The 6,018-nt window shown below is 74.8% G+C and carries 4 protein-coding genes; 3 read left to right on the forward strand and 1 reads right to left on the reverse strand.

The window, feature by feature from the left end; all coding sequences use genetic code 11:
• On the reverse strand, nt 1–403 hold a 403-nt coding region (locus ACIQOV_RS23240; protein WP_401051298.1), incomplete at its 3' end, for a hypothetical protein.
• A gap of 274 nt (nt 404–677) precedes the next feature.
• Here ACIQOV_RS23240 and ACIQOV_RS23245 point away from each other — a divergent pair.
• The 3 genes from ACIQOV_RS23245 (at nt 678) to ACIQOV_RS23255 (ending at nt 5,856) form a co-directional block, all read left to right on the forward strand.
• On the forward strand, nt 678–2,582 hold the full coding sequence (locus ACIQOV_RS23245; RefSeq protein WP_401051300.1) for an ATP-binding protein: 1,905 nt from the start codon (nt 678–680) through the stop codon (nt 2,580–2,582).
• Between the two features lie 61 nt (nt 2,583–2,643).
• Nucleotides 2,644–5,013, forward strand: a complete 2,370-nt coding sequence (locus ACIQOV_RS23250) for a hypothetical protein (protein WP_401051303.1) — start codon at nt 2,644–2,646, stop codon at nt 5,011–5,013.
• A gap of 189 nt (nt 5,014–5,202) precedes the next feature.
• Nucleotides 5,203–5,856: a VTT domain-containing protein gene (locus ACIQOV_RS23255; RefSeq protein WP_359910387.1), complete on the forward strand. Its 654-nt coding sequence runs from the start codon at nt 5,203–5,205 to the stop codon at nt 5,854–5,856.
• The last annotated feature ends 162 nt before the right edge of the window (nt 5,857–6,018 follow it).

The following is a 6,018-nucleotide window of genomic DNA, read 5'->3' on the forward strand; positions in this document are numbered from 1 at the left end:
CGAACTGCGGGAACTGGGCGCCGAGGCGACCGTCGCGGCCTGCGACGCCGCCGACCGCGAGGCGCTGGCCGCGGTGCTCGCCGCGATCCCCGCCGTTGCCCTGGGGGGCGCCGGTGTTCCCGCTGTTGTTCTGGGTGCCGCTGACGCTTCCGCCGTTGCCCGTCACCGCGAGGTTGTTGTTCTGGTTGCCCGCACCCGAACCGGTGGCCGTCTGCTGGGTGTTGACCACGTTTCCGTGGACGTCGCCGATGATGTTGCCGGAGCCCGCGTCGCTCACCACGCTGCCGGTGGAGTGGTCGGTCGAGCCGGCTCCGTTGTCGGCGTGCGCGGTGGCGGCGCCGACGCCGACGAGGAGGAACGCCCCGAGGGCGGCGGTGGCGGCGGCTGCGCGAATACGGGACACGCTGGTCTCCCTGGCGAGAAGTGCGGATCGTGGCGCCGTCCGGGGTGGCCGCTCCGGGGCGCCGTGGCCCGCGGGGCCGGGCGGCTCGCCGTACGTACGTCGCCGGTTCAGCATTCACCGGTGCGGTGGACGAACTCCACCGAACGGGTGGAAATTCCCCCGATGGGGGAGGACCGGTCAATTCGGAGTTGACGATATTCCGTCATTCCGTCAGGAGGGTGCCGAAGAAGAAAGAAATGGTCGCCAGATAGTCGCACTGGCACACTGGGGACCCATGTCTGATGGTGCCCCGCCCGAGCCCACCCCCGCCGAGGAGCTGCGCACGACCGAGGTCGATCTCGGCGGCCTGGTGAACGTCCTCGCCACCCACCTCTACTCCACCCCGCTGGTCGCCCTGCGCGAACTCGTCCAGAACGCGCACGACTCGCACACCCGCCGGCTCCTGGAGGACCCGGACGGCGACCACCGCCCGCTGATCCGGGTGCGCGCCGACGCCGCCCGGCGGACCGTCGCCATCGAGGACACCGGCGCCGGCCTCACCGAACCCGAGATCCACTCCTACCTGGCCACCGTCGGCACCGGCTACACCCGGATGCTGCGCGAACTGACCGGCAACCAGGAGCTGATCGGCGCCTTCGGCCTGGGCTTCCTCTCCGCCTTCTCGGTCGCCGACGAGGTCACCGTCACCACCACCTCCCACCGCGAACCGCACCTCGGCCACCGCTACCGCAGCCGCGGCGGCGAGCAGTACCGGGTCGAGCCGGTGCCCGCCCGGCCCCGCCCGGGCACGGTGGTCGAGCTGACCCTCAAGGCCGAGCACGCCCACCTCGCCGACGAGGACGTGCTGCGCGACGTGCTCACCCGCTACTGCGTGCTGCTGCCGGTCCCGGTCCACCTCGGGGACGACGAGCAGCCGGTCAACTCCGTCGAGGTGCCCTGGCGCCACCCCTCCGGCGGCGACCAGTACGCCGCCCGGATGCGCTTCGCCGCCACCTTCGGCCGCCGCTTCGAGCCGCTCACCGCCTTCCCGGTCCACCCGGTCGAGGACGTCACCGACGCGGTCGGCCTGCTCTGGGTCCAGGACGGCGGCACCTACGGCAGCAGCGACAACCGCGACCTCGCCGTCTACCTGCGCGGCATGCTGCTCGCCGAGGACGCCCGCGACCTGCTGCCCCGCTGGGCCGGGTTCATCGGCGGCGTGGTCGAGTCCAACCGGCTCACCCCCACCGCCAGCCGCGAGGACCTCCAGCGCGACGAGCACTACCACGCGCTGCGCAAGGCCCTCACCGACGCCATCGTGGACGGCCTCTACGAGACCGCCCGGCTGCGGCCCGCCGCGTGGCGCCGCATCCTCGCCCGGCACGGCAACGACCTGCTCGGTGCCGCGCTCTGCGACGACCGGCTGTTCACCCTGCTCGCCGACGACGTCCCGGTGCCCACCTCGCAGGGCGACCTCACGGCCGGCGCGCTGCGCGCGGCGGGAGGCGGCGCGGTGCACGTCGCGCTCGGCAGCGGCGGCGGCTTCGAGGAGATGCTGTACCGGGCGATGCGGGTGCCGATCGCCCGCGGCGACCGCTACGCCGTCCTGCCGTTCCTGCGCCGCTACGCCCAGCTGCGCGGCTGCCGGGTGGTCGAGCTGGGCAGCGAGCAGGGCGACCGCGAGCTGTTCCGCGACCCGGAGCGCCCGCTGCCGGAGCACGAGTCGGCCTGGCTGGCCGGCGCCCTCGCCGACCCGGGCGAGCAGCTCGTCCCGGCCCGCTTCGACCCGCCCGGCCTGCCGCTGGTGCTGGTGCCGGACCGCGAGGCCGAGCTGAAGGCCCGGATCGAGGACGACCGGGCGGACGCCCGGATACCCTCGGCCGCCCTGCGGCTGGCCCGCGCCTTCACCGCCCGCACCGACGGCGAGGTCCGGGCCCGGCTCTACCTCAACCTCGCCAGCCCGGCGGTCCGGGACCTGCTGGCCGCCTACCGCGGCGGGCACACCGGCAGCGCGACCGCCGCCGGGCTGCTCCGCTCGATCAAGGTGATCATGGCCGCGGCCTCGTCCGGACCGTCCGAGGGCGACCTCACCGCCGCGCTGGCCGGCATCGGCACCGCGGTCTCCGCCCTGACCGCCGCCGTCCCGGCCGGTCTGCCGGAGGTCCCGGACAGCCCCGGGGCGCTCTCGGAGGAGCGGTGACGGACGGATTGTCAGTGGGGTGCGGTAGACACCTCATCAGCACGACGCAGGGGGAGCAGGCATGACCACCGACATCTGGGCCTGGGTGCGCGACACCCACCGGCAGCTGGCCGAGGCCGGCCACCACCGGCTGGCCGACGCCATCGTCGAGCTGCCCGAGCACGCCACCGAGGGGCGCAACGAGCAGCTCGACGCGCTCTACCCGGAGGCCGTGGCCGCCGCCCGGGCGCTCGGCCTGCCCTGGGTCGAGGTCTACCTGCGGCACTGGCGGATGCAGAACCTGCTGAACAAGCGCCAGCAGGGCGAGGCGGTGCTGCCCGAGGCGGTCGACCTGCTGGACTTCGCGCACCGGGAGGAGACGGCGAACTGCCCGCAGTCCGTCTGCGTGGTGCAGGACTTCGCGATCTGCCACGCCCGGGTCGACGGGCCGGGGTACGTGGCCGAGCGGCTCGCCGTGGTCGGCGAGACGCTGGACCGGATCGAGCCCGACCGGGCCTGCTACGACTGCCTGTCCCGCGAGTACTCCGACGCCCTGGAGGACGACGGCCGGGCGGCCGAGGCGCTGGACCACCTGGACTCCGCGGCCAACCGGATGCGGGCGGCCGGCCAGCCGGTCTCGCTCCGCTTCCACCAGGCCCGGGCCGGCACCCTGCACCTGCTGGGCCGGCACGAGGAGGTGCTGGAGCTGCTGGCGACGGCCGAGCGGGCCGAGCAGACGCAGGGGCGCCGGCTGGACGAGCGCGACCAGCGCTGGGGCGCCCTGCTGCGGGCCCGCGCGCTCGCCTCGCTCGGCCGCACCGAGGAGGCGCTCGCCCTGCTGCCCGAGCGGGCCGAGGCCGAACGGCACGCCGACCTGCGCACCGCCTGGACGCAGACGGTCGAGCTGCTGGTCGCGGCCGGGGCCCGGGAGAACGACGCCGAACTGGGCGCCGTCCTGGCCGGCTGGGTCGGCTACCTGGACGGCGTCGGCGCGCACCGCCCGTGCGTGGACCTGCTGCTGGCGGCGGGGCGGCTCGCGCTCGCCCGCGGTGCCCGTACGGTGGCGCTCACCCTCGCCGCGACCGGGGAGCGCAAGCTCACCCGGCTGCGGCGCACCGACGGCGTGTCGGAGCAGGTCGCGGCGCTGCGCGCGGCCGCCGAGGCACTGCCGGAGCCCGAGTTGCCCGTCCCGCCGGGCGAGCTGACGGCGCACCTGGCCGAGGTCCGGGTGCCCTACGAGACCGGCGCCGACCTGCTCTCCGTCGCCCTGGACCGGTACCGGGGTGAGCAGGCCGGCGCCACCGGACTGGCGGTGCTCCTGGCCACCGTGCTGGGCGGCCTCGGCCACGCCCGCGCCGCGGCCGACCTGCTGTGGCGGTACCTGGAGGACGACCCGGCCGACCGCGAGCTGACCGGCGCGCTCGGCGAGATGCTGATCGAGGCCCGGGACGCCGAGGGCATCCGCCGCCTCGCCGACCGGGTGGCCGTCTCCGCCCCGGCCGACGGGCACTGGATACGCGCCCGCTGGGCCGCCGCCGAGGGCCGCTGGGCCGAGGCGCTGGAGCAGTGCCGGGCGATCCTGGTGCTGGACGACGAGGTGATCAACACCCGTCGCCTCGCCGCCCACGCCGCCACCGAGCTGGGCGACCACGCCACCGCGCAGCGGATGTACCTGGAACTGCTGGAGCGCGCGGCGCCGGCCGCGGACACCGCCGAGGACTCCGCCGAGGAGGACGGCCACCGGGCGGTCCGGGAGCCGGACCTGTGGCACCTGATCACCGCGGCCACCGCCAACCGGGACTGGGCGGTGGTCCGTTCCACCGGCGCGCTGCTCGACATCGAGTTCGACGAGCCCGAGGGCCCGGTGGACGAGGAGTGGCAGCTGGTCACCGTCCGGGCCACCCGCACCAACGGCGCGACGTCCGACCTGCCCGCCCTGCGGACCGGCCCGGCCACCGCCCGCATCCTGCCCGTGCTCGGGGACGACCTGACGCTCAACCACGGCGACGTGGTGGTCTTCGCCCCGGCCCTGCTGGAGCGCCCGCCGGCCGAGGACGCGCCCGAGGAGGAGCGGCAGCGCTGGCGTCCGGTGTTCGAGCTGCTCACCCTGCTCGACCCGGCCGGGTACACCACCTACTGGATCGACGGCGGCTGGCCCGGCGACGAGCCGTGGTCGGCCCTGCGGGAGGAGCTGCACGGGGCGGGGTACGCGGTCTGGGTGTACAGCGGGGACCAGTACCGGATCACCGACCCGGCGGACGGCGGCGACACCCTGCCCGGTGTCTACGCGGCCCTCGGCGTCCCGCCGACCGCCTCGGCCGCCGAGGCCGACGCCCTGCTGCTGCGGCTGACCGACGGCTGGGCCCACCCGCTCGCCTGGGCGGAGCTGGCCAAGGCGGCCGGCACGGCCCCCGCCCGGCACGAGGAGATCGTCGAGCGCTACGGGCTCTGACCGTCCTCGACCGCGCGGCCCCGGCGGGCCGGCCCCTCCGGGCCCCCGCCGGGGCCGCGCGCGTTCCCGGCCGTGCCGCGCGCTCCGCCGTGTGCGGGCCGGCCCGGGAACCATTCCGCCTCCAGCCGAGTCTTTGTCAATGCTTTACTGTTTCATTGCCAAGACTCGACCTCCCGGAGTGCCCGCACCGTGACCAGCCTCGCCCTCGGCCCGTCCTGGCTCGATCCGACCACCCTGATCTCCACCTTCGGCCTGATCGGCATCCTGGCCATCGTCTTCGCCGAGTCCGGTCTGCTGATCGGCTTCTTCCTGCCGGGTGACTCGCTGCTGTTCACCACCGGCCTGCTGGTGGCCGGCGGCACCTACCTGCACCAGCCGCTCTGGCTGGTCTGCGCGCTGATCGTGGTCGCCGCGGTGGCCGGGGACCAGGTCGGCTACCTCTTCGGCCGCAAGGTCGGCCCGAGCCTCTTCCGCCGTCCCGACTCCCGGGTCTTCAAGCAGGAGAACGTCGAGAAGGCCGCCGCCTTCTTCGACCGGCACGGCCCCAAGGCGATCGTGCTGGCCCGCTTCGTGCCGATCGTGCGCACCTTCACCCCGATCGTCGCCGGGGTGAGCAGGATGAACTACCGCGGCTTCGTGGTGTTCAACCTGGTCGGTGGCGTGCTGTGGGGCGGCGGCGTCACCGTGCTCGGCTACTTCCTGGGGCAGATCCCGTTCGTCCGGGACAACATCGAGGCCATCCTGGTCGGCATCGTGCTGGTCTCGGTGATCCCGGTGGCGATCGAGCTGCTGCGGGCGCGCCGCTCCGGCGCGGCGTCCGCCACCCGCCACCGCGCCGGGTAGGCGTCCGCCGCTCCGGCCACGGGACGCCGCGTACATGTGCGTCCGGCTGTTCGATCAGGCAAGGTGTAACCCGAGATCGAGCGGTGGCCGGAGGCCGCCAGGGGTGGCAAGGAGCGGAAGTGCCTAAGCGGGGCCGACCGGGTACGGGCAAGCGGGCGAGGG

Origin of the sequence: Kitasatospora sp. NPDC091257 (genome assembly GCF_044757675.1) — a bacterium.
Taxonomy (GTDB): domain Bacteria; phylum Actinomycetota; class Actinomycetes; order Streptomycetales; family Streptomycetaceae; genus Kitasatospora; species Kitasatospora lactacystinica.